Source organism: Herbaspirillum sp. NPDC101396, from assembly GCF_044767365.1.
In the GTDB taxonomy this organism is placed as follows: domain Bacteria; phylum Pseudomonadota; class Gammaproteobacteria; order Burkholderiales; family Burkholderiaceae_D; genus Herbaspirillum.
On sequence record NZ_JBIWNT010000003.1, the window covers coordinates 472,795 to 496,807 of the forward strand.

20 protein-coding genes are annotated in these 24,013 nt (G+C 62.3%); 7 read left to right on the forward strand and 13 right to left on the reverse strand.

Features of this window, described 5'->3' with window-relative positions; all coding sequences use genetic code 11:
* Position 1: 1 nt before the first annotated feature.
* Positions 2–397, forward strand: a complete 396-nt coding sequence (locus ACIROY_RS11850) for a MerR family transcriptional regulator (RefSeq protein WP_402272946.1) — start codon at positions 2–4, stop codon at positions 395–397.
* Positions 398–485: 88 nt separating this feature from the next.
* Positions 486–1,013: a GNAT family N-acetyltransferase gene (locus ACIROY_RS11855; RefSeq protein ID WP_402272944.1), complete on the forward strand. Its 528-nt coding sequence runs from the start codon at positions 486–488 to the stop codon at positions 1,011–1,013.
* A 6-nt stretch (positions 1,014–1,019) separates the two neighbouring features.
* Here ACIROY_RS11855 and ACIROY_RS11860 read toward each other — a convergent pair whose 3' ends face one another.
* Positions 1,020–3,515, reverse strand: coding sequence for an aldo/keto reductase (locus tag ACIROY_RS11860; protein WP_402341686.1), 2,496 nt, complete (start codon positions 3,513–3,515; stop codon positions 1,020–1,022).
* A gap of 22 nt (positions 3,516–3,537) precedes the next feature.
* Entirely contained in the window at positions 3,538–4,473 is a 936-nt protein-coding gene (locus ACIROY_RS11865; protein ID WP_402272940.1) for a glycosyltransferase, read from the reverse strand.
* A 265-nt stretch (positions 4,474–4,738) separates the two neighbouring features.
* Here ACIROY_RS11865 and ACIROY_RS11870 point away from each other — a divergent pair, with 265 nt between their 5' ends.
* The 3 genes from ACIROY_RS11870 to ACIROY_RS11880 are packed head-to-tail and all read left to right on the forward strand — an operon-like array spanning position 4,739 to position 8,173.
* Positions 4,739–5,554, forward strand: a complete 816-nt coding sequence (locus tag ACIROY_RS11870; RefSeq protein WP_402272938.1) for a WecB/TagA/CpsF family glycosyltransferase — start codon at positions 4,739–4,741, stop codon at positions 5,552–5,554.
* Positions 5,551–6,957 carry an undecaprenyl-phosphate glucose phosphotransferase gene (locus ACIROY_RS11875; protein ID WP_402272935.1) on the forward strand — a complete coding sequence of 469 codons (1,407 nt, stop codon included), beginning with the start codon at positions 5,551–5,553 and terminating at the stop codon, positions 6,955–6,957. The genes ACIROY_RS11870 and ACIROY_RS11875 overlap by 4 nt, the downstream gene beginning before the upstream one ends.
* A 22-nt stretch (positions 6,958–6,979) precedes the next feature.
* Complete coding sequence (locus ACIROY_RS11880) at positions 6,980–8,173, forward strand: GNAT family N-acetyltransferase (protein ID WP_402341688.1); 1,194 nt, start codon at positions 6,980–6,982, stop codon at positions 8,171–8,173.
* Here ACIROY_RS11880 and ACIROY_RS11885 read toward each other — a convergent pair.
* From ACIROY_RS11885 to ACIROY_RS11930, 10 genes are read right to left on the reverse strand one after another with little or no spacing between them, the layout of a single operon-like run.
* Positions 8,130–8,903, reverse strand: a complete 774-nt coding sequence (locus ACIROY_RS11885) for a polysaccharide deacetylase family protein (protein ID WP_402341689.1) — start codon at positions 8,901–8,903, stop codon at positions 8,130–8,132. The genes ACIROY_RS11880 and ACIROY_RS11885 overlap by 44 nt on opposite strands.
* 23 nt (positions 8,904–8,926) lie before the next feature.
* On the reverse strand, positions 8,927–10,054 hold the full coding sequence (locus tag ACIROY_RS11890) for an acyltransferase family protein (RefSeq protein WP_402341691.1): 1,128 nt from the start codon (positions 10,052–10,054) through the stop codon (positions 8,927–8,929).
* The gene (locus ACIROY_RS11895) at positions 10,051–11,439 is read right to left on the reverse strand and encodes a hypothetical protein (protein ID WP_402272925.1); all 1,389 of its coding nucleotides are present in this window, start codon (positions 11,437–11,439) and stop codon (positions 10,051–10,053) included. The genes ACIROY_RS11890 and ACIROY_RS11895 overlap by 4 nt, the downstream gene beginning before the upstream one ends.
* On the reverse strand, positions 11,432–13,807 hold the full coding sequence (locus tag ACIROY_RS11900; protein ID WP_402341692.1) for a capsular biosynthesis protein: 2,376 nt from the start codon (positions 13,805–13,807) through the stop codon (positions 11,432–11,434). Before ACIROY_RS11900 ends, ACIROY_RS11895 begins: the two co-directional genes overlap by 8 nt.
* Complete coding sequence (locus ACIROY_RS11905; RefSeq protein WP_402272919.1) at positions 13,804–15,195, reverse strand: O-antigen ligase family protein; 1,392 nt, start codon at positions 15,193–15,195, stop codon at positions 13,804–13,806. The genes ACIROY_RS11900 and ACIROY_RS11905 overlap by 4 nt, the downstream gene beginning before the upstream one ends.
* Positions 15,179–16,105 carry a glycosyltransferase gene (locus ACIROY_RS11910; protein ID WP_402341694.1) on the reverse strand — a complete coding sequence of 309 codons (927 nt, stop codon included), beginning with the start codon at positions 16,103–16,105 and terminating at the stop codon, positions 15,179–15,181. Before ACIROY_RS11910 ends, ACIROY_RS11905 begins: the two co-directional genes overlap by 17 nt.
* Complete coding sequence (locus ACIROY_RS11915; protein WP_402272915.1) at positions 16,102–17,379, reverse strand: lipopolysaccharide biosynthesis protein; 1,278 nt, start codon at positions 17,377–17,379, stop codon at positions 16,102–16,104. Before ACIROY_RS11915 ends, ACIROY_RS11910 begins: the two co-directional genes overlap by 4 nt.
* A 5-nt stretch (positions 17,380–17,384) precedes the next feature.
* Complete coding sequence (locus ACIROY_RS11920; protein ID WP_402272912.1) at positions 17,385–18,338, reverse strand: polysaccharide biosynthesis tyrosine autokinase; 954 nt, start codon at positions 18,336–18,338, stop codon at positions 17,385–17,387.
* Positions 18,339–18,362: 24 nt separating this feature from the next.
* Positions 18,363–19,745: a Wzz/FepE/Etk N-terminal domain-containing protein gene (locus tag ACIROY_RS11925; protein ID WP_402341696.1), complete on the reverse strand. Its 1,383-nt coding sequence runs from the start codon at positions 19,743–19,745 to the stop codon at positions 18,363–18,365.
* A gap of 20 nt (positions 19,746–19,765) precedes the next feature.
* Positions 19,766–20,674, reverse strand: a complete 909-nt coding sequence (locus tag ACIROY_RS11930) for an SLBB domain-containing protein (protein ID WP_402341697.1) — start codon at positions 20,672–20,674, stop codon at positions 19,766–19,768.
* A gap of 481 nt (positions 20,675–21,155) precedes the next feature.
* On the opposite strand from ACIROY_RS11930, the gene ACIROY_RS11935 reads away from it, so the two are divergent.
* The gene (locus ACIROY_RS11935; RefSeq protein WP_402341699.1) at positions 21,156–22,193 is read left to right on the forward strand and encodes an LLM class flavin-dependent oxidoreductase; all 1,038 of its coding nucleotides are present in this window, start codon (positions 21,156–21,158) and stop codon (positions 22,191–22,193) included.
* A gap of 141 nt (positions 22,194–22,334) precedes the next feature.
* Here ACIROY_RS11935 and ACIROY_RS11940 read toward each other — a convergent pair whose 3' ends face one another.
* Positions 22,335–23,477 carry a glycerate kinase gene (locus ACIROY_RS11940; protein ID WP_402341701.1) on the reverse strand — a complete coding sequence of 381 codons (1,143 nt, stop codon included), beginning with the start codon at positions 23,475–23,477 and terminating at the stop codon, positions 22,335–22,337.
* 252 nt (positions 23,478–23,729) lie between these two features.
* Between ACIROY_RS11940 and ACIROY_RS11945 the strand changes: the two genes are divergently transcribed.
* Positions 23,730–23,927, forward strand: coding sequence for a hypothetical protein (locus tag ACIROY_RS11945; protein ID WP_402272901.1), 198 nt, complete (start codon positions 23,730–23,732; stop codon positions 23,925–23,927).
* Positions 23,928–24,013 lie beyond the last annotated feature (86 nt).

The window sequence follows — 24,013 nt, forward strand, 5'->3', positions numbered from 1 at the left end:
CATGAACGAACGTGTCAATAAACCTGCGGTGATCGTATTGCCGCCGATTCCCGCCAAACGCTATTTCACCATCGGTGAAGTCAGCGAGCTGTGTGGCGTCAAGCCGCACGTGCTGCGCTACTGGGAACAGGAGTTCACCCAGCTGAAACCGGTCAAGCGGCGCGGCAACCGCCGCTATTACCAGCATCACGAAGTGCTGCTGATTCGCCGCATCCGCGAACTGCTGTACGAGCAAGGCTTCACCATCAGCGGCGCCCGCAACAAGCTCGACGGCCATCTGCATGAAGACCAGTCGGATATCACCGAAGACATCGAAATCTCGATGGGAGCGGACGAAATCGAAGCCGTGCGCGTCGAGCTCAACGGCATCCTGCAATTGCTGAGTCCGCGCGCCTGATTGGGCCCGGTGTCATTGCTGCTGCGATGATGCATGACAAAAAGCTGCCGGCAACGGTGGCTTTTTTTGTTTTTGGAGAGCACAGAACATGAACAATGACGTACGCAACGGTGTTACCTGGCGCGCCATGCTGGACACCGATTTGCCGACCGTGACGGCGATCGCCGCAGAAGTGCATCCGGACTATCCGGAGTCGCCGGCGGTGTTTGCGGAGCGGCTGCGCCTGTTTGCTCAGGGCTGCCTGCTTGCGGTCGATGTGAAGGGGACCGCGCTCGGTTACGCCATCGCGCATCCGGGCGTGCTCGGGCAACCGCCGGCCTTGAATTCCTTGCTGGATGGTTTGTCGCCGCAGGCTGATTGCCTGTATCTGCACGACGTCGCGTTAACTGCGCAGACGCGCCGGTCAGGTCTGGGCGGCGCCTTGGTTGACTACATCAGGGAGTTGGCCGCAGCCCATGGATTTGCCTGCGCTGCGCTGATGGCGGTCAACAACTCGGCGGCGTACTGGCAACGGCGCGGCTTCATGCCGTACGAACATGTCGACGCCGCACTGGCGAAGAAGATCGCCAGCTACGACAGCGACGCCCGATACCTGGTGCTGGCTGCCGGGTGCTAGTTCAGACTACGATCCCGCGCGCGCCAGCTCGGCCACGCGCTCCACGCGTCGCGTCGATACCAGGATGGAACCACCCGGATTGCGTTGCAGCGCCTGGCGCAGTACCGCCACGCCATCACTGCCCGGTTGCCCGCCGCCCGCCAGATACCCATACGTGAATTGCAATGCGCGCTGATGCTGCGCGAGGACGTCGGCCTGACGCTTGTCCAGGCTGTCGCGTACTTGCACAATCTGCGCCAGCGACGGTGCGGCTTGCAGCATGGCGGCGATCATGGGCGCCTCGCCGGCGATGCCGAAGTGACGGATCTTGCCGGCTTGCACCAGCGACTCCAGCCAGCGCTGCCATTCATCGGTAGCGATCAGCGCCTGCACCGGCTCATGCAGGAACAACACGTCCAGCCAGCCGCGTCGCAGGCGGCGCAGGCTGTCTTCCAGGCTCTTTTGCGCGCGCGCGATGCTCCAGTCGACCACCGGTTTGTTCAAGGCAGGGATGGCTTTGCCTGCGACTTTGCGCAGCAGGATTTCAGGCACGCTGGGGCTGGCGCCGTTCGGTCCGTACAGGCCGACCTTGCTGGCGATCGTGATGCGCTGCAATTCTGCTGCCGGCAGTTCCCCCAGCGATTTTTCCGCCAGGCCGAAGCCGTAATACGGCGACGTGTCGAAGTGCGTGAAGCCGGCGTCCAGCGCCGCCGTCAGCAGCGCCTGCCGCTGCGGTCCCTTGAACAGATGATGCAAACTGGCGGTGCCGAACGACAGCCGGCTGACGTCGAGCGACGTGCCGGGGATACGAATGGTTTGCATGCGCTGGGATCCAGGTTGGAAGAGAAGAGGGGTGCTCGTCGACGCAGCTGCATCTTGCGCGACCGGCGTGCTCAGACGCTGAACCAGCCGATCCGCCAGCCGGGCTGCCAAGGCCACTGCCAAAAAGGTCGGATTGGCTTCGCCGGTGGTCGGGAAAACGCTGCTCGAGGCGATGTGCAGGTTGGCGACGCCATGCACCTGGCAATCGCGATCCACCACGCCCAGTTGCGGATCATCGTGCATACGCGTGGTGCCGACCTGGTGGAAACCGTCGGTGGCCTGTTCCAGGATGTGACCGATGCGCTGATCCGGCGAACGGTGGTATTCGACTTTGCCTTTGCCGGCAGCGCGTAATTGCCGATCCAGGATCTCGTGGGCCTTGAGCGCAGATTCAGCATCGTCCTTGAGATAGCGGAAGTCGATGGTCAGGCGTGGCATGCCGTGGGCGTCGTACTCCCGGTTCAGCGTGACGCGGCTATCCGGATTGGGAATTTGTTCAGCGTGGTAGTTGAGCGCATACGTGCCGCCCTGATTGCGCAGCACGAAGCCAGGCTTGCGCACCGGCGAGACGTAGCGCAGGCGCAGGATGGTCAGCACGTCGGCGGCGGCTTGCCAGGGACGGCGCAGGACATTGAGCAGATGCGCGCCGTAGCGGTACGGCGGTGGCCCTACGTGCCGCAGCCGGATCGCTTCCGAAATCATGCGGCGGCCGATGGCCGGGAACGACAACCCGAGGAACACCAGCGACAGCGTCGGATTGCGATGACGCTCGTCGTAGAACGGCGGATTGTCGGCGAAGAACGAGGTGTTCAGCACATGATGCTTGCGCTGCGCTTCTTCCGATACGGTGAAGCGGCGGCGCACATACGTGCCGGTGTCGTCGGCGGAAAAATCGAGATCGGCGAAATCCCCCGGCTGCGTCAGCGTCAGGCTGGCGATGCTGCCGAAGATGTGGCCCATGTAATAGCGGCCGAGTGGTCCGCCGAGGCCGCCGAACAGGTCTGGATGTCCCTGCTGCGCGGACAGCAGCAGACGCGTGGTTTCCAGGCCGCCGCCGGCCAGCACGTAGTGGGCCGCCTGTACCGTCATGGTGGCATTCTTGTGACGCGCCTGCAGCGATCTGACGCTGCGCTGATCGTCGTCGAAAACGATGCCGGTGACAGTGGCGTCGAACAGGATATGGATGCAGGGCGAGGCCAGCACGCGCGGACCGAGCTTGCCGGCCAGCTTCGGCTGGCGCGCCCAGCGCTCCAGTTGCGACAGTTCGATTTCATTCATTTCAGGCCAGTGCTGCGGGGCCTGACGGAACTGCGCCGTGCCGCAGTCCAGGTAGTCGGCGGCCTTGTCGTACCACGGCAGCACCTCGTCCAGCGTAAACGGCCATCCGGAATGCGGCACGTACTTACGCGGTTCGAAGTCGATCGCTTCGAATGGTACGCAACGTCCGCCCCATAACCATGAACTGCCGCCCAGTGCGCGGTTCGACGCCAGTTCCATGGGCGCGTGGGCTTGCTGGTCTAGTACGGTGGCGTGCGACCATTGCTGCGTCGCCGGGTTATTGGCGGCGCCGCCGGATTCCAGCAGTAGTACTTGCAGGCCGCGTGCCGCAGCTTCCAGCGCCAGCGTCAATCCGACGGGACCGGCGCCGACCACGCAGAGATCGAAGGTCCGGTCGGCAGGCAGCGCGGTCAGTATCGGCATGGAAGCGAAAAGAGCGTGTTGGTCATTTTTTGCCGAAGAAGTGGTTCTTCAGGCGGGCCATCTGCCATTGACGCAGATAGCGCCGGAACTCCAGGTTTTCGTAGCGCGGCAGGCGGCGCAGGCCGGACCAGAAATAACTGAAGATCATCAGCAGGCCGCCGATGACCACCGGCTTTTCGCGCATGCGGTTGACGCCGGTGGCGATCGCGTACAGCGGGTGGTAACCCATGTACCAGTTGCCCCGACCCCAGCGCAAGCGGCCTTCGTAGATGTGCTTGTCGGACGAGCCCATGATGCGGTGATGCCACAGCCATGCCTTGGGGTCGTAGTAGCAGAACGTTTTCCAGCCCTTCATCCACGCGGTATGGACGTCGATGCCGTCCCACGACAGATGCTGGACGAAGCCGCCGATGTCTTCAAACGCGGTGCGTTTGTACAGCTTGAACTGGCCGGCGACCTGTTCGTCGATATGGCTTTCTTCGATGAACTGGCCGTCTTCATGACGATAGACCTTGCCCGATACAGCGGCCAGCTTGGGATCTTCATCAAGCTTGCGGAACATGTGTTCCAGGTATTGCGGACCGAACGACATGTCGCCGTCGAGCTTGGCGATGTACTGGTAATCCTTGTTCTGGATGTGTTCGACGCCGAAGTTGAAGGCCGCGATGACGCCGCCGCCCAGCTTGCGAAAGCCGCGATTCTGGCGCGGCACGAGGCGGATGAACGGGTATTTCTCGGCGTATTCACGCACGATGTCCGGGGTGGCGTCGGCTGAGCCGTCATCGACCAGGATCCATTCCAGCGGGCGGAACGTCTGCGCCACCATCGAGTCCATCGTCAGGCGCAGGTATTGCGACTCGTCGCGCACCGGTGAAATGATGACCAGCGGCACAATGCGCGGATTGGTCGCTGGAGGCGCTTCCACCGGCTCAAGAGGCTGTTTCTGAGCGTCTTGCATAAGGTTTTCCTTGTGCATGTCTTGTCGTGTGTAAATAAATTTGTAGCCGGGCTCAGTCTTGCTTATGCTTGCGTATGCTGTCTGATACAGACAGTCAAATCAAGAATTAATGAGTAAATTTAGGTCAAATAACGCGTGCGCGCTTCGTAATATTGTTAAAATGATATCAAATTAGTGGTGCAATATGGTCAACTATTTGAGTGGCAAGTGACTATTCAATACCGGGCTCTTTGATTCGAATCGCCTCCTTACTTCGCCGGAACGCATGACTAAACAAACCGCCTTCCCGACGTCTTCCCTGTTCGGACTCGATATCTGTGCCGCGAGTTTCACCGGCGCAGCCACGCAATTGATGCAACTGGCCGCCCACCGGGAAGGGCCGCCGTCGATCGTGGTGACTCCCAATGTCGATCATGTGGTGCGGCTCGATGCCGATGCGCAGTTTCGCCAGTTGTATGTGCGGGCAGACTATATTTTTGCCGACGGCATGCCGCTGGTCTGGGCCAGCCGTCTCAGCGCAACGCCTTTGCCTGAGCGAGTCACCGGTTCCGACCTGTTCGTCAGACTGGCGCGCGAAGCGGCGGTGCAAAAATTACCGGTATTCGTCATCGGCGGCATGCCCGGCCAGGAAGCCATGCTGACCGAAGCCTTCGCGCGCGTCTATCCGGGTTTGTCGGTGGAGCTGTATTGCCCGTCAATGCGGTTTGATCCGACCGGTGACGAAGGCCTGGAGGCGCTGCGGCGAGTGAATGAAGTACGGCCGGGCATTGTGTTCGTCTGTCTCGGCATGCCCAAGCAGGAGCGTTGGGCGTTCGCGCACAAGGACAACATGCAGGCCGGCGTCGTCATGTGCGTCGGCGCGGCGATGGAGTTCGCGCTCGGCTTCAAGTCGCGTGCGCCGCTGTGGATGCAAAAGATCGGCATGGAATGGTTCTGGCGTCTCGCTTCGGAACCGCGTCGCCTGTGGCGTCGCTACATCGTGCAGGGCTCGAAGTTCGCCGGACTGCTGCGACGTGAACGGAAACAACAGCGGCTGCAGCGTACAATCAATGACAAGCAGAAGACAGGGAGCGGCCATTGAGCTTTTACACAGACAAGCGCAACCACCACACTACCTTGCTCGGGTTGGCCATCGGCGCAGCCTATGCGTTGACGATCATCCTGACGCTGGAAATCTGCGTCGCGATTTATCAATGGGCGGATTTCGCCACCTTCAATTTCGTCGCTGCCGTCGCCGGCGTGACCGGCTTCATCGTCTTCAGCGACCTGCGGCGCTATGCCGTCGACAACGCGGCACTCATGGTGCATCGTTTCAGCACCATCGTGAAGCTGTGGATCGGCACCTTCTTTGTGGTGGTGCTGGCTTTGTATCTGACCAAAACGGGCCCCGAGTTTTCGCGCGTGGTGATGATACTGTGGCTGGCCGTCACGCCGTTCACGTTGACGCTGACCTCGCTGGGATGCCGCTGGTGGGCCTTGCGCATGTATACAGGCAAGGGCGAGCGCCGCACCGCTATCTTCGTCGGCTTCAGCGAGGATGCGCAGCGCCTGGCGGAGTCGTTCCAGGCCTCAAAAATGCTGGGCATCACGCCGGTGGGATTCTTTGACAACCGCCAGGGAACGCAGCGCGTCGGCTCCGAACTGCCGCGCCTGGGCAGCCTGATGGAAGCCATCGACTGGATCGAGCACAATCCGGTCGACGTCGTGTTCGTCGGCCTGGTGCACGCGCGCACCAGCGACATCGCGCCGGTGGTGGACGCCTTGCATGACTCGGTGGCGTCGGTGTACTTCGTGCCGGATTCCAAACTGTTCGGGCTGGGCCACATGCAATATGCCGAGATGGCCGGCACGCCGGTGCTGGTGGCTTACGAGACGCCGTTCATCGGCATCACGCGTTTGCTCAAACGCTTCGTCGACGTCATCATGTCGTTCCTGATCCTGCTGCTGCTGAGCCCGATCCTGCTGGCCATCGCCATCGGCGTCAAGCTGTCGTCGCCGGGGCCGGTGGTGTTCCGCCAGATGCGTTACGGCGTCGGCGGGCAGAAGATCGTGGTGTCGAAATTCCGCTCCATGCGCAACGATCCCTTGCCGCAAACCGGCGAGATCAAACAGGCCACGGTCGGCGATGCGCGCGTGACGCCGTTCGGACGTTTCCTGCGCAAGACTTCGCTGGATGAACTGCCGCAATTCTTCAACGTGCTGGAAGGTTCGATGAGCATCGTCGGACCGCGCCCGCATGCGGTCCAGCACAACGAGTTGTACCGCAAGCAGGTCAAGGGTTACATGTTGCGCCACAAGGTCAAGCCCGGCATCACCGGCTGGGCCCAGATCAACGGCCTGCGCGGCGAAACCGACACGCTCGACAAGATGCAGCGCCGCATCGAATACGACCTGTACTACATCCGCAACTGGTCCCTCGGACTGGACTTTAAAATCATTCTGCGCACGGTGCTGGTGGTCGTCAAAGACCGCAACGCCTACTAGGCCGGGCGTCGCGCATGCAGCCATGGTGAACGCCGTATCCCGACACTTGCTCAGCGAGCTGGCCCCGGACATCGCGGGGCGCTTTGCCGACGGCGTCGCCATCCGCGTCCATACTTCCTTCGAACAGGCCGAGCAACGCTGGCGCGCCGCGCAGGATGTGTGCGCCTGCTACGGCTTCCAGGGCTACGACTGGCTGGCGACCTGGTACAAGAACCTGGGCCGGCGGCAGGGCTGGGAAGTCCTGCTGGTCGAGCTGACCGATGCCGATGATCACACCCTGATGCTGTTGCCGCTGGGGCGGCGACGTCAATACGGCCTGCGCATTGCCGGGTTCCTCGGTGGTGAAGTCACCGACTATAACGCGCCCTTGCTGCGCGCTGATTTCGATGTCTCGGCTTTTGCTGCATTGTGGCCGCTGATCGTGCGGCTGCTGGGCGGCGTCGACGTGTTTCGCGCGCGCCGCATGCCGCTGCACGTTGAAGGCGTCGCCAATCCGCTGGCCACGCTGGCCGGCATGCAGCATACCGAACAGGCCCATGTGGCGACGCTGACGAGCAGCTTTGAAGAATTCCAGAAGCAGCGCAGCGCCAAGGTCTTCGCCGATACGCGCCGGCAATTGCGCCGGCTGGGCGAGCTCGGCGCGGTGCAATTGCTGATCGATACATCGCCGCCGCAGCGCGCACAAGTGGTAGACGCCATGGCGCGTCAAAAGGCGCGGCGCTGGCATGAAACAGGCAGCCGCGATTTGTTTGCGGAAGACGGGTATCTATCCTTCTATCAAGACCTCGCCGCACAGGGACTGGGCGGCGGCGCAGTGGTGGTGTCAGCGCTGTACGTCGACGAGCACCTGGTCGCCACGCATTGGGGCATTCGTTACGGCAAACGCTTCTACTGGCTGATGCCGGGGTATGAAGACGGCGATTGGGGGCGTTATTCCGTGGGACGCATCCTGCTCGATGCGGTGGTGCGCGATTGCATCGCCCAAGGCCTGGCGCTGTTCGATCTCACGGTCGGGGACGAAGCCTACAAGCAACAGTGGGCCGACCACATCCTGCCACTGTATGCCGGCCAGCAGGGCCATAGCCTGCGCGGCAAGCTGGCGGTAACGCTGGACCGGACCTACCGTCGCCTGCGTGAACGGGCGCGCGCCAACGAGATCCTGCGCTCGCTGGTCAGGCGCTTGCGGGGGCGGCGTACTGCTGCAGATAGTCGATAGCGGCATTCACCGGCAACACCTTGCAGCCGGCTGCAAGCGCCGCCGCTACCGCACGTTCGAGTCGCTCGGGCGTGTAGCCGTAGCGGCTCGGCGGATCTTCCACATCATGCGTATTCACAATCAGCCACCCCTTGCGGCGCACCGTGCGCTGGAGCAGCGCGTCGTAGTTTTCGGCGTCCACGTGCACGTCATAGAGACGATGTGTCTTTAGAGCGTTCAGGTCGGCGGAATCTTCATGCGTGCCGCCGCCGGTGATGCGGCTGGAGCGGAAGCGCTTGCCGCAGATGCGTTTGGCGTTGTAGGCATAGGCGCCGAATGGATAAGCGAAATTCAGCGTGCGCGGATCGACGCCCAGTTCCGCCAGGAAAGCCGCGTTGCGGTCCAGTTCCTGCTCCAGTTCGGCAGCGGTGAGCGTGTCGCAGCGGACGTGCGAGTAGCTGTGGCAGCCGAGTTCGTGGCCGGTGGCCAGCAGCGTGCGCAGATGCTCGCGTGAATGGCAGGGCTTGCCTTCTTCGAGCGCATCGGTGAGGCCGCCGGCGACGTAAAAGGTGCCGCGCGCGCCGTGTCGTTCAAGCGCCTGGGCGCCGGCTACGCAAGCGGAAGCAGGCACGTCGTCAAAGGTGAAGCTGACCACACCGACATCGGCGCGCAGCGGCAATATTTCCTTGAACGCATGCTGCGCCAGTCGTCGACTGATGCGCAGGGCCAGTTTGGAGGCGGAATCGGGCATGGGATTTTTCCGGAATCGTTGCCCTAATTCGCGACCACATGCGCGCCGAAACGGCGACGCCAGCGCAGGAAGGGCTTTTCGACAAAGTTATAGGACGCAACCGCGAGTGCAAATGATAGCAGCACCGCCGTCGCCGCGAAGTAAGGGAAGATGTGCCAGCCGACGCGCTGTGGTCCGATGCTGCCCGGTCCCCACCAGATCTCGGCGATCACGATGGCGATCGGGTGATACAGATACAGCGAGTACGACCAGTTGCCCACGCGCCGCGCCGGTTTGGTTTCCAGCAGGCGCGTCAGCGGCGTCAGCTTGTCGGTGAAGCAGATCGCGGTCACCAGCGGCATCAGCGCCAGCCCTTGCAGCGAGTAGCGCAGCGTGTCGCGAAAGCCCGGATGGCGCAGCGTGAAGCACGCCAGCAGCAACAGCAGGCAGACCGCCTGGACCATGTGGCTGGACGAAAAACGCCGCCAGTGTTTTTGCGTGTCATTGGCGAGAATCAACGCCAGCCAGGCGCCGTACAGGATGGAGTCGATGCGCGTGTCGGTGGCCATGTAGATGTAGTCGCTGCTGCCGCCGTTGTGATGCACGATCACGCGCCACAACAGCACCAGCGCCACGCTGGCCGCCAGCACCCAGGCGAACCGGCGCAGGTTCGCGGCACCTGCCAGCAGCGCCACGCAGACGAAGGGGAAGACCAGGTAATACTGCTCTTCCACCGCCAGCGACCACAGGATGCTGAACGGATCGAAGCCGTCGCGGCCCTGGCCGAAATGCACCAAGATGCCGTAGTAATTCGCGTAATAGAACAACGACGCGAACACTTTGCCCCAGCTCATGATGCCACCTGCCAGCGTGAACACCAGCGCGCCCAGCGCCACCGCGATCAGCAACGCTGGATACAGCCGGAACAGCCGGCGTACATAAAAACGTCCGACCGCGATGCGGCCGTTCTGTGCATGCTCGGCCAACAGCAGGCGCGTGATCAGCATGCCGCTGATGAAAAAGAATACGGTCACGCCGAAGCCGCCCGGGATGCTGGTGCTGAAACCCATGTGCGCCACCAGCACCAGCAGCACTGCGCAGGCGCGCAGGCCGTCGAGGCCGGGGATGTAGTCGAACGAAGGTCGTGCACTGGCGAGCGCGTTGGCGGTCATCGCAGATCCTCAATTTGTTGGCGAGCGCGATTGTAGCCCTGCTGGTTTTCGTAAATGAACGGCCCGGTGATGTTGTCGAAGGTGTAGTTCAGACTGACTTGCACCGTGCTGCGCCGGTAATCGACATTGCCGCCCGACTTCGAGGTGGTCTGCTCGCGCATGGCGTCGATGCGGAAAGCCAGCCGGCGCGTGATGTCGTAGTCGTAGCGGAAACCCAAGCGCAGCAGCTGGTCGTTGCCGCTGGTCGGCGTGCTGATCTGACTGGTCGCGAAGCCGGCCGATTTCTGCGACTCCAGCGAGCTCAGCAACGACACGCGCGTCTTCGGCGTGGCTTGCCAGACCACGCGGCCTTGTATGCCTTTGGTTACGACATAGAGGCGGCTGTCGGCCTCGTCGTTGGCTTGCGGGCGGTCCCAGATGCGGCCGTAGAAGGTGGTCTTGGCCGAGTAGTGCCAGTCGATGCCGAGCTCGGCCGACACCAGGCGGCTGTCGCGGTTGGGCACCGTATTGAAGTGCCGCGCGATGGTGCCGAGATGGCCGATGAACACAGTGTTCTCGGAAAAACGCCAGGCGGTGTCGGTGAACAGCTCCGTGTCGGTGTAACCGGAGTCGAAATCGGCAATCTCGTCCGGCGTGCGATTCGGGAAGCGCACCTTGTTGCGCCGCACGCCGCCCGAAAACGTCGACTTGGTGCCGGCGGTGTAGCGGACTGCCGCCTGGATTGCATTGCTGTTCATGTTGTACATCTCGACCCGGCCCGGGATCATGTAGCTCAGGGTTTGCTGGGTCCAGGTCAGCGGCACGTCGAAGCGGTTTGTGACGCGGTAGGCGACTTCGATATTGTCTTCGCGCACGTGCGGAAATTCCGGCTCGACGTTGGTGATGCCGCGCGGCGGCGACGTTGTGCTGCGGCCGATTTCACCGCCGAAATAGTTGTACAGCCGATCATCGGTGCGATGACGGATGCGGCCGCGGAACAGGTCGCTGTATTCCCAGTTGTAGATGCCTTCAAACTGCTTCTTGTCCTTGTTCAGGGTGTACGGACCGCCACCGCTGAGGTCGTTGTAGTTGCCGAAGCCGCTGCCGAAATGCATCTTGGACAGCGACGCCGTCAGTTGCAGGTTGGTGCGTTCGCTCGGCAGCGGCAGGAACAACGCGCCGCGCACGTCGGTCGACCAGGCCGAATCCGAAGTCTTGAGCTTGTTGTCGCTGTTGCTCGGGAACATGAAAGGGTTGTCGATGCGATACCAGCTCAGGCCACTCTGCAATGCGTATTCGGCGGTGGCGTGGGCAGCCGGAGCAACCAGCAGCATGCCGAGTGCGCTCGCAGTGACGCAGGCCAGCCGGCGCGTGGTGAACATGGTTGGAAGCAGGGCGTCACTCATCGGTTACCACCTCGTACCATGGGCTGGCCTGGGCGATATCGGCCTGGATATGAATTGTCGCCACGCCATTGCTTACCGCCGTACGGCCGGCATCGAGGGCAGCCAGGCGCTTGCCGCTGCCGTCCAACGGGTAGACAGCGATGCGGCGCGCCTGCGTGCGCAGGGTGATGCGCGCTTCGTTGCGCTCCATCCAGACCGGACCTTCAACATCGCGCGGACCCGAGGGTTTGTCGTTCATGCCGGCGTCCCGCTCCAGCGTCCACCATTTCGGATCGTTCTTGTAGCGCACCAGTTCTTTCGGCCGCGACGGCATCGAGCCGGGCTGGGTGCCTGTCACGGCGCTCGAAGCGGAAATCAGGATCTGTCGCGACGACGCCAGCGGACGGTTGTCGAGCGCGGTCAGCAGCACGCCGGTAAAGCCGCGGCTCTTGCCGAGCAATTCGACGGCGGCGTTGTCGTCGCCCACGCGGCGTTTCATCAGGAAGCCGAAGAAGCCGCGCGCTTGCGGCATACGCAACTGGATGGTGCGCTGTTGGGCGTCGAATTCAAATTCGCCGTTGGGCGCGCGCAGCGGCATTGTCAACGCTGTTTGCGTCGCCAGCTTGGCGGCGCCGCTCAGATCCATGCCCAGACGCGCTTGCGTGGCCAGTTCCGGCTTGACGCCGTAGCGCACCGCCAGATGCGACTCGAAGGCGCCCGGTTCACGCGCGGCGGCGACGGCGCGACGCGCATCGGCGCCAAACGGAATTGCGGTCAAGGTCGGTAGCGTCGCCACCAGGCCATTGCGGAACAGCATGGCGCTCTGGCCGGTAGCGGCGTATTTGCCCCAGTCGCCGGCGAGCGTGAACGCGGACGGTGTATTGGCCCAGTTGTCGCCGTCCATATAATCGAAGAAGAACAGGCCGTCCCAATCCTGCGACGCTGCAAAAGCCGCCATCAGCGGCTGGATTTCGCTGCTTTGCCTGTTCGGGAAAGGCTGGTTGTATTCGCTCACCACGAAGGGCTTGCGCACATCGCGGCGCAGCGACAGCGCCAGCAGGCGATTGAGTTCGCCGTCGCTGGCGGCGCTGTTGTGGATGCGCCAGTCGTTGCGGTCCCAGGCCGGGCCGGGGAAGTCAGGATGGTCGATGTAAAAGTGCTCGTCGATGTAATCCATCTGCGCCTGCGAATCGAAATTGAGCACGCCGCCGTAGCCCATCTGGGTGCCGGTCACCGGCACCAGGGTGTCGGTTTCCGTTTGCACTACCTGACGGATGCGGTTGAAATAAGCGCGGTCGGTGTCGGCCAGGAACATCAGGAAGTCGCGGATGCGCAGCGATTCGCCGGAAGTGTTGGGTGTGCCGGGGTCGCCGGGGCCGAGGACTTTCTCGGTCAGCGACTTGAGCTTGCCGTCGAGGCGATCGCGCCATTGGCCGATCTGCGAGGCATCGGTCGGCGTCAGCAGCTGGATGACGGAGTCGCTGGAGACGCAGGTGTTCCAGGTCGCGCAGGCCTTGGCGGTGGAACCGTAGCGCTTGACCAGCCATTGCTGCCATTGCTTGCGCAGCTCGGCCTCGTAGGCCTTGGGCACGGCTTCGGTCCATTCACGGCGCTGCCAGGCGGCCAGCAGCGAGGATTCGTTGTTGATCTCGACCATCGCCAGCGCCGGATTGCCGCGCAGGCCGAGGCCGCGGATCAGCTGGCGCGCGTACTCTTCCTGCAATGCCACCATGCGCGGGTAATACACATGCAGTGGCGCACCGAGCGGCGTCGATTCGGCCTTGCCGTCCAGCGGCGGCAACTGGTCGACGTCGGGGCGGAAACGATAGCCGACATGGAGGTTCAGGTTGACGTAGATGCCTTGCTGCTTCAATGCGGCGATGAAGTTGCGCAAGCGCGTCACGGCAGTCTGGTTGAAGCTCGGATAAGGACCCGGCGTCAGCAGGCTGCGCGGCGGGTTTTCCTGCACACCCGGGCTGCTGTCCATGTGATGCAGGCGCACCGCGTTGATGCCGAGCTTGCGCAGACGCTGGGCCAGCCGCACGGCGTCGGCGTCGGAGGGGAAGTTGGTGGCGAAGCTGAGGTTGATGCCGTACAGGCGCACGCGCGTGTCATCGTTGGTGTTGGGGCGATTGTCGGCGCCGACGCGGTAGAAATGGCCGTTGCGCACGAAAATGCGCGAGCCGGCGTCGAGCGGCTGGTTCATGGCCGAGCGATCGGGGGCGCCGCCCAGCTTGTCTTCATCGATGGCGAAGGTGAAGTAGGAGATGCCGTTGTCGCCGGTGGTGAATGCGGCAGGCGGATTTTGCGCCTGGACCTGCGGCGCTAAAGCGGCGATGGCGGTCGCTATTGTCAGCGTCAGCGCGTGGAGCCGTGTGAATGCGTTCATGGTGTTGCCCCCGCTTCGGCTTGCGCGAGTCGCGCCGCCTCGGCCTTTTCCATGCGATGCACGGTGATGCGCGCGGAAATCGCCGTCGAGGAATAGATAAAGAAAATATTCTGGAACAGCACGCCGCGAAACATTTCACTTTCCGACAGGTTGCTGATCAGAATCAGGATCAACATGGCCCAGTGAATGGCTGCTTCTTCTCGGTCGATGCGCGTCATCTTCACGAGATTGAGAATGTGGAAAATGAAGACGCCGGCCATGATCACCAGGCCGACGATGCCGAGCTCGTTGAGGATGTCGAGATAGCCGTTGTGGGCTTGCAGCGGGATCCAGTGCAAGGCATTGATGATCATCTGCGATGGACTGCCTTCGCCCAGCCAGAAAGCGCCGTAGCCGATGCCGAAGACCGGGTGGCGCTGCACTTCCAGCAGCACCAGGCGCCAGATGTCGGTGCGGCCGGTGAGGTCGGTGCTTTTGTTGAAGAGGGCGCCGAAGGGCGCGAACAGTTCATTCCATTCCGGCAGGCGGCCTTGCGCGACATAGAACATGTGCAGGCACACCAGCACCACCACGACCAGCGAAAGCGTCAGGCGGCGGCCGTCGAATTCACCGTTGAGGTAGCGCCGGCGCACCAGCAGGTAAATGCCGGTGCCCAGCATCGCCACCAGGATCGCGGTGCTGCTCTTGGCCATCACCAGCATGAACAGGCTGAACAGGATGCCGAAATAGCAGATCGAACGCGGGAAGGTGGTGCCCAGGCTTTCCTTGATCCACAACACCACGCACAGGCCAGAGATGGCGCCGAGCGTATTCTTCTGCGTCAGGATGCCGCGCCAGGCGCCGCCCAGTTCATAGTCGACGCCGATGCGAGGCAGCACCAGCGACACCACGAAGGACACCGCCATGAGCGCCATGAGCGTGCCCAGCATGGTACGGATCAGTTGATGCTTGCCGCCGATCGGCGGCGAGATCGCGATGCCGACCAGCGTCAGGCCGATCAGCTGGATACTGCGCTTGAGCGTGACCACCGGGTAGGGTGACCACACGATGGTAAGCAGGCAGTACACGATGATGGCGATCAGCATGGGATTCAGATGCAGTATGTGGCGCAAGCTCCAGCCGCGGTTGCGCCAGGCCAGCCAGGCGCCGAGCAGAAACACCGAACCGAACTCCATCTGAAAGATCAGCGAGCCCTCGGCATAGCTGCCTTGCGGATCGGTGTGGCCCCAGTTGAAGCCGGGCGGCAGCAGGGAGAACGTCATGCTCATGACGATCAGCAGCCGCACCACGAACGGATCGATGTTGCCGAACACCGATCCCGACCGGGAGGGCGACGGAGATGGCGACGAGGGCGCCGATGGCGTCGTGGATTCAGTTGCCGTATTCATGATATCGATGCCCTGCGAGGGCGCTTAACTTGCCGCATTGCGCCAGTGTCGTGCGTAGCCAGCGAACGGCCGCAATGCGTGAAAAAGGGAGGGCCAGCAGCGTGACGCCGGCAGCGATCAGCAACTGGACAAGCGCACGCACGCCCAGCTGGGTCGCCCGCAGGAAGCGCTGCAGGCCGCCGAGACGGGCGATCTCCGACAATACATAGGTCTGGCCCAGTCGATAAGAGCGGCGCAGCAGCCAGTTGAGATTGGCGCGCTGGGCCGGCACTTCTTCGCTGACGGTGGCTTCGTCGCACCAGATGAAGCTGGCCCCGTGGGCCAGCATGTCGCGGAACAGCATGGTGTCTTCCGCGCCGGTGCGGCCGAACGCGGTGTCGAATGGTCCCGGCATCACCATCAGTTTGCTGCGTCGGATGAGCACGTTGCCGGTGCGCGCATCCTTGGTGGTAATGGCGGTACCGGTGGCAAAGCGGCGACGGTTGAAGAAGTCGCCGGTACGGATCCAGTCTGGTGTGTCGGCCAGGTAGCGCGGCAGCACCGGTGCGAACACGGCGTCAGCGTTGTACTCGCGCTGCGTCTGCACCAGATGGCGGATCCAGTCGGCGTCGGGGGCTTCGTCATCGTCAATGAACAGCACCCATTCGCCTTGCGCCGTATGAACTGCGGCGTTGCGCGCCTGGGCGATGTTGGGCGTGGTTTCGTGGCGAGCGTGCAAGGGCATGGGCATGCGGCTTTGCCAGCCGCGCAGGACTTCCCCCGCTGAGCCGGCCGGATCGTTGTCGACCACCACGACTTCCACGCGCAGGCCGTCGCAGGCCTGCTCGGTCAAGGCCATCAGCAGCTGGTCCAGCAGCGCAGGGCGGCGGAACGTGCAGATGCAGATGCTGATGTCGATGGGAGCGGTCATGGCTGTGCGCTCGCGTTTTTACGCCGCAGCATGGGCAGGAAGACTACCCAGATCAGCAGCAGATCGAAGGCTTCCACGATGATCAGCGACAGGATCGCGCCCCAGGCGCCGTACAGCGGAATGAACACCGCCGCCGAAATCAGCATGATCACCAGGCAAGCCACGCCGCTCAAGAGCAGCAGCTTGTACTGGTCGTTGCTGGTCATCCACGACGAGCCGATCCAGCGCGCCGCGTTGATGGCGAAGTAACCGCCCCAGGCCAGCACCATCGGTTCCAACCCATGGTATTTGGCGCCCAGTACATGGGCTTGCAGCCATGGCAGCGCCAGCCAAAGGACAATCACGTACAGCACGGTCAGCACTTCGATGCCGGCCACAGAGGCCCAGGCAAGGCGGTCGAGATGCTTCCAGTCGCGCGCAGCGAACAGGCGGCTGACCATCGGACGCGCCACCCGCGACCAGGCCAGCACCGACAGCGAAATCGGCATCAGCAGCAGGCGCGAAGCGTTGAGGTCGGCCGAGGCGGCGACGCCCAGGAACGCGGCCGCAAGATAGAGGTAACTGTAGTTGGTGGCCCAAGCCACCAGTGCGCCCGGCAGCGCCCAGCGACCACGCTGCATGACTTCGGCAACGGCGGCGCGGAAAGCGACCGGATCGTGTTGTGCACGCGCATAGCCATGATCGGTACTGCGCCACATGCCGGCAATGTTCGCCAGACCCATCACCAGCAGGATGGCGGGCACCGTGAAATAGCCGATCAGAAGCAGGACGCCGACGCCGACAGCGACTGCCAGCGCGTAGGCGACGTCGGTATGCAGCACGCGCCGTGGCCGCGCTTCGATGAAGCTGATGCTGCGATGATATTCGCGCTGCGCATTGGCGAACAGATAAATGGCAAAGGCGATGCCGAGCAGGATCGGATGCGCGTCGATGGCGGCGACCTTGGCGACGATCGCGCTGCCGACGCCAAACAGCAGGGCCAGGCCGATGCTGAGCTGCCACTGGAAGCGCAGCAGCAGCGTCGACAGGCGCGCACGTTGTTCCGGCGTTTTACCGGGAGCGATGGTGGTGAGGGGACCGGTGATCAGCGCTTCGACCACGGTGGAGGCAAAAATACCGGCGACGTAAAGCTGCGAGTAAACGCCGTAGGATTCCTTGGTGGCAAGCCGGATCAGCACCAGGCCGAGCGCGAAGTTCAGGCCGCTCAGCAGGGCCTGGTCGATGAGCGAGGCCAGCGAGTGGGTCAGCAGCTTTTTGTTGCTGACGCTGCTCACGCCGCCTACTTCTGGAGCGGGCCGCTCAGCCATTTGCGTAGACGGCGCCATAGTGTTTTGCCCTTGCCCTCAAGCTGATCGAATGCATCCTGTTCGGAGAATTCGTTGTAGACCGTGCCGATGATCTGGGCGCCGGCGGTCTTCATCTGCGCCTGCGTCTGGCGCAGGTCGTCGAGGCGCGAGTGATGCTGGCGCGCTACCAGCAGGCACATGCCGACTTGCTGGGAGATGGTTTGTGCATCGGACGACGTCTGCGCCGCCGGCGTGTCGACGATGAAAACGTCGAAGTCGTCGGCCAGCTGCCGCATCAGGTTGCTCAGCGCGGGTTGCAGCAGGATTTCAAGCGGGTTTGGCGGCTTCGGACCGGCATTGAGAATGTGCAGGTGCGGGAAACCTTCGGCCAGGCCGCCGGCGGAAATGGTGGTGCGTCCGGCCAGCATGGTCGACAGGCCAGTCTTGTTTTCGAGACCGAACAGCTCATGCTGTCGCGGCGAGCGCATGTCGGCATCGATCAGCAACGTGCGCTTGCCCATTTGCGAGAACGCCAGCGCCAGGCTCGCGGCCAGGTAGCTCTTGCCTTCGCCTTCGGCGGTGCTGACGATGGCCAGCGAAATCTTTTCCTGGTCGCTGAGGCGGATCGACAGTTCGGCGCGAATCTGACGGATGGCTTCGGCCTCCAGGCCGAACGGCGCCAGGGCGATGTCGAGCGAATCGTCGAGGCTGTCGGTCGGCACCAGCGCGGTGGCGTAGTTGAATTGTTCGGACAGCACCGTCTGCACGTTTTGCTCGGTCAACAGACCCAGCCGCACGGCGGCTTCGCCGAAGCGGATGTTGGCGGAGTTCTGCAGCTCGACGACGCGCGCCACCTGTTCTTGAGTGAGCAGGCCCGCTTCGACGAAGCGGGAGCCCATCTTGTCGGCGGTGCCCGCGTTTGCTGGTGTGGAGTTTTCTGTTGCCATGGTCATGGGTGCCGGGGTCGGGGCCTAGCGAATGCCGATATGGCCGATTAACGGGAGATGGATGCCACGCACCAGGTCGTCTTCGCACCGTACGCGGCGCTGACCTAGTTCATACAGCAGGGCGAGGCAGAAGCCCAGCGCCAGTCCCACCAGGATGCTGGCGGCGATGTTCTGCAACAGCAGCGGCTTGGAGTGCGAACTCGGCACTTCGGCCACCCGCAGCACGGTCAGATCGAAGGTGTTGATGTTGCTGGCCATCAGGATTTCATCGTACTTCGCCAGCGCGGTGTTGTAGACGCGTTCGACGCTGTCGAGCTGGCGCTGGTAGGAGGTGATGATGTCGCGATGTTTTTTCTGTTCCAGCAGTTTGTCGCGCTGGCTGTCGACTTCCTTCCTGAGCGCTTCTTCCTGCATGGCCAGTCGGCGCGCATCGATTTGCTGCGCGTCGAGCGAGCTGCGCGCTTCACGCGTGATGCGGGTGGCGATGTCGTCGCGTTCGCTGATCAGCGCCAGTGTCTTCGGATGGCGCGGACCGAGCACATCCTGGATGTCGGACAGGCGCTTGTTGACATCGCTGAGCTTGGATTTCAGGTCGTTGATGTTGGGGCGCTGAGCAACTTCAGGCAATTCGTCGATGCGCAGGCCGCCGCGCACCAGGCTGTCGGTGGCGTTCTTGCGCGCCTGGGCTTCCTGCTGCTGATTCTGGACCGCAATCAGCGAGGTCATGAGGTCGCCGAGCTGGCGCGACTGCAAGTCGTTGCGCTCGTTCGGATCGAGGATGCCGACGTCCTGCTGGTATTTGGTCAGCTTCTCCTGGATCGAGTCGGCTTCCTTGCGCAGGTGTTCAAGCTGGGCGTTGTACTGCTCGCGGCGCGCACGCGCCGAGGCTGAGGAAATCTGCTGATTGAGATCGATATAGGCACGCACCACGGCATTGGCCAGGTCGCGCGCCTGCTCCGGCGCACCGGCCGCGTATTCGACTTCAATCACGCGGCTGGAACGGCGCGTGACCACCAGGGTCTGGTCGTTGATGCGCTTGACCAGTTGCGAATGGGCGCGCGCTTCGCCCTGGCGTTCGACCGATTCGCGATAAGCGGCGGTGCGTTCCAGATCCAGCGCGTCGATGACTTTCTCGGCCACGGCCTGGCTCTTGATCATGTCGAGCTGGGTCTGCATGTAGCTCTCGTCCATCATCGGCGAGAACAGGCGGCCGTTGATCGGGTCGTTGCCCTTGTAGTCGAGGAACACGTCGGACGACGCCGTATACGTCTTCGGCAGCAACAGGGTGACGACGATAGTGACCGCCATGGTCGCCATCAGCGTTTTGAAAATGGTGCCGCGCCGCGCCGAGATCATCGACGCCAGCTGTTTGGACGATAAGCCGGTTTCAGGAGCCTGAAGATTCACGCTATAGCCTTGATGTTTATTCAGAATAGACTTTCATTGACGTACACGACGTCGCCGGGCAATACCGGATCCGTCAATTTTGCCTTGATTTCCTGCACACCCTTTTCAGGCATTTCCCTATTGATATAGATCCGGCGTTGCGATGCGCGCTGCGTCATGCCGCCACCCAGCGAAATCGCGCGCATGACGTTCATGTCCTGTTCCATCGGGTAGGAACCCGGGCGATTGACTTCGCCGTGGATGTAGAAGAGTTTTTTCTTGTTGACGTAGACGACGTCGCCGGCATTGAGCTCGACGTCCAGCGGCGTGCGTTCGGTGGCGCTGGTTTCGCCCAGCAGGATGGGAATACGGACGTCGCTTTCACCGGTGGTGGATTTGTCGCCCGCTTTATCGCCTTTCCTGCGCAGCAGCGTCACGGTCTGGTCGGCCTGCACGGTGAGGCCGCCGGCGGTGGCCAGCAACTCCAGCACGCTCATGTGGCCGGGAATCGGATAGCGGCCCGGACGGCTGACTTCGCCCAGCACCGACACCATCTGGCTGCGCAGTTGGACGACTTCCACGGAGACTTCGGGATTCTTGAGATATTGGCCCTGGCGCAGGCCGTTCGCGACCTTGGCCGAGATTTCGCTGGTGGTCAAGCCGTTGACGTCGATGCCGCCGATCAGCGGCAATGTCAGGAAGCCTTTGTCGTTCACGCCGACTTCCGCCGACAGGTCTGGCTGGCCGAACACGGTCACGCGCAGCACGTCGCCGGAACCGACGCGGGTATTCGTCACAGTGGAGGAGGGAAGCGCCAGCGTGGACAACGTGCCGGGCGGCGCGGACATCAGTTCGCCGGTCTTGGTCGGATCGGTGGGCACCTGCGCGAGAGCGGAAAAGCTCGTCAGGAGGGCAAGGATGGTGGCAAGGAACAATACGAATCGGCGCAAACTGAACTCCCGGGACTGATTACAAAACGATTGTTTGTGCGGCACAGGGATGCACCGGCAATAAACGTGAATCAGAGGCAAAAGTTTTGTAAATATGACAACTTAAGCTGTGCATATTAATCGAAAACAGGCTGGTTTCAAAAAAATTCTAATTGCGCCTACAAATCTTTGCAATTTGAGTCTTCGTTGCAATAAATGTTTCTGCGAGGTAATTTTACCTGTTTTTATCTTGCCGATGGATCGTTCCGATGCACGGAAGTTCTTTCAATTGCAGCGATATGGCGTTGCAACTCCGGGTGTGGGGCCAGTTAAGCATAGATATTGCGCGATATCAATTCAATGTTGCAGCTTTATAACGTGCCGGACGGTTGGCGGAGCAGCGCAAAGAGCGTCCCTGGACAGTCCCGCCGGAATCGCGCTCCAAAAAAACGTTTTTGCGATTTCGTCTATGCTTGGCGCATTGTCTTTTGCCCTTTACGCCATGTCAGCTGCCACCGCGATTTCTTCTTCGTCCTCCCTGCGCATCAGCGTGCTCGACCAGGCCCCGGTTTCCGAGGGCATGAGCAGCGCGCAGGCGCTCCGCAATTCGCTGGACCTGGCCGTGTTGGCCGACCGTCTCGGCTATTACCGCTACTGGGTCGCCGAACACCACGGCACGCAATCGCTGGCCTGCGCCAGCCCGGAGGTGCTGATCGGGCCGATCGCCGCAGCCACATCGCGCTTGCGCGTGGGCAGCGGCGGCGTGATGCTGCCGCATTACAGTCCGCTCAAGGTAGCGGAATCCTTCAGCATGCTGAGCGGACTTTATCCGGACCGCATCGACCTCGGACTGGGGCGGGCGCCCGGCAGTGATTCACTGACAGCGTCGGCGCTGCAGCGCGACCGGCGCCAGCGCCCGCAGGACGATTTCCCCGAACAATTGAATGAGTTGCTGGCCTACTTGTGGGGTGAGTTGCCGGCCGATCATCCGTTCGCGCGTTTGCCGGCGATGCCGGGCAGTCCCGAACTGATTCAACCGTGGATGCTGGGCTCCTCGCCGCAGAGTGGCGTTTGGGCAGCCGAATTGGGCATGCCTTACATGTTTGCCGACTTCATCCAGGCCGCAGGTGAAACCGTGGCGGCGCGTTACCGGCGCGATTTCGTGCCGTCGCCGCACTGGCCACAAGCGCGCCAAGGCGTGGCCTTGCAGGTGATTTGTGCCGAGACCGATGAAGAAGCGAAATTGCTGGCGACCAGTTACGGCATGCGCCTGATCCACATGCACAGCGGCCGTCGTCTGGACAAGATTCCTTCGGTGGAGACGGCGTTGCGTTTCTTTGAGGAACATGACCTGCCGTCCTCGACCTTGCCGTCGGGACGCCGCGCCGTGATCGGTTCACCGGCGCGGGTGCGCGAGCAGATCGAGACGCTGGCGCAGGCCTACGGCGCGGATGAAATCATGATCGTCAGCATCATTTACGACCATGAAGCGCGCAAGCGGTCGTATGAACTGATTGCGGGGGAGTTTGCTCTGGTTTGAGGGTGGGAGAGGGGGCGCGTGAAAATGCATCCACTTTTATCAATCCAATAAATTCTTTAAAAATCAATTGGATAGCAAGAACTCCTCAAGGTTATCCACAAAGTTACCCCCAATTTTTGTGAGTAACTTTTCTTCTTTCGATTAGCGTCCGGACAGCCATAACCGCGTCATCTGTTCGGCGCTGTCCTTGAGCAGCCCGGCGGCGTTGGCGATGGCGTTGTCGAGCGTTGTCGGCCCGAACGTAATGGAGAAACACCCCGCGAAGCTGGTCTGCAATTCTCCCAGGGCTGCGCGATCGACGCCGCCGGAAAGCAGCGAAGTCTGCACGCCCGCCCGGCGTGCGCGTTGGGCGGCGATGAACGGCGCTTTGCCATGCAGCGTCTGGACATCGCTGCGGCCTTCGCCGGTGATCAGCCAATCGGCGTCTTTCAACGCCGCATCAAGTCCGATGTAATCCGCCACGGTTTGCGCACCGGACTGGAATTCAGCGCCGAGCATCAGCAAGGCATAGCCCAGACCGCCCGCTGCACCGGCTCCCGCCGAGTTGGCTGCGCTGCGGCCGCTGGCTTGTTCGAACAGGGTCGCGAAATGGCCGAGCAAGGCGTCGAGGGGTTTGACCTGGTCGGCCGTCACGCCTTTTTGCGGACCGAAAATCGCGGTTGCGCCCTCGTCCCCGCACAGCGGGTTGTCGACGTCGGACATGGCGACGATGTGGATGTCATTGAGCCGCGGATCGAGACCGGCAACGTCCACGCGTGCGAGCCTTGCAAGCTGCGCCGGTACCGGCTCCAGTTCCTTGCCGTCGGCGTCGTAAAGCTTCAGGCCCAGCGCGACCAGCATGCCGATGCCGCCGTCGTTGGTGCTGCTGCCGCCCAGCGCGATCAGGAAGCGCCGCGCGCCGCCGTCGAGCAGCGTCAGCAGGGCATCGCCGATACCCAGCGTAGAGCGGTTTTCGACCGTGACTGCGGTGCCGATGGGGTCGGTCAGGCCGACGATTTCTGCGGATTCGATCACGGCGCTGCCGTCGCTGAGGATACCGGCTGCGGCGTCGCGCAATATGCCCGCAGCGCCGCGTACCTGCAGTCGGCGGACTTCGCCGCCGGCGTGTAGCAGCGCATCGAGCGTGCCTTCGCCGCCATCGGCGATCGGGCACAGGCGGACGATTGCAGAGGGGGCAGCGGCGCGTACGCCGGCGCCGATGGCTTCGGCGACTTCCTGCGCGCTGAGCGAGCCTTTGAAGGAATCGGGTGCAATGACGACGACGGGAGCGGAAGCGGTGGTCATGAAAGCTTTTCGGTAATAGAAGATCGGCAAGGCGGGCGGATGTGCTGACGGGTTGCGGCGCGGGCTTGCGTGTCTCCTGGGATGATCGATTATTGTTTTATGGTAGCCATCCTGGCGGACGGGCAGCAGAGATTATATAAGCAAGCGCCCCTGTTTCCTGCAGGTACGCGAGGTAACAAAAGGTAATGGCGCTGGTGTGCCGACGGGCTGCGGAGCATCATGAGTGTGGAATATTCCCGGCAGGAGGGCATCATGAAACGTTTGCTATGGATCATCCCGGCGCTGATGCTGGGCGGCTGCGTGGCGGTTCCGTATGATCCCAATCCTTACTATGGATATGGCCAGCCGGCGCCGGTCTATGTTGTTCCTGCCCCTTCGGTGTATTACGGCTATGGCTGGGGCGGCGGTTATCGCGGCGGTTGGGGTGGTCGCGGGCACTGGCGCCATTGAGGACGGTTTTCAGGTTTAGCCGGTTTGCATTCCGAGATTCAAGGCAGTAGCATGGCGCATCATTGATCCGGACTGATGCGCCGCAT